Below are 227 nucleotides of genomic sequence, written 5' to 3'. Positions count from 1 at the left end.
TTTTGACTAGATGCTCTCCAATCACGAAAAGATGTTGGGCGTCCAGAAAAAGCTCTTTGCTTTGTAACAGATGGTTTTTCTTCAGGAGTCATTGTTTTTTCTTTAAGAGTCGCTGGTTTTTCTTTAAGCGTCACTGATTTTTCTTCAAGAATAGTCACAGCTGTTTGCATTTTTTCTAACTGTTCTTTCAACAATTGTTGTTCAATCTTTAAATCCGTAAGTAAACG

The 227-nt window shown here is 35.2% G+C and carries 1 protein-coding gene; it reads right to left on the bottom strand.

Translation table 11 applies throughout. The features are described from left to right. Positions 1-227: hypothetical protein (locus MR167_RS32455; RefSeq protein ID WP_242316307.1), on the bottom strand; the 227-nt coding region annotated here is incomplete at both ends.

The organism is Bacillus cereus group sp. BfR-BA-01355 (genome assembly GCF_022663675.1).
Lineage (GTDB): Bacteria > Bacillota > Bacilli > Bacillales > Bacillaceae_G > Bacillus_A > Bacillus_A thuringiensis_S.
Note: the sequence above shows the minus strand (reverse complement) of the source record. Positions and strands in the feature narration are given on the sequence as shown.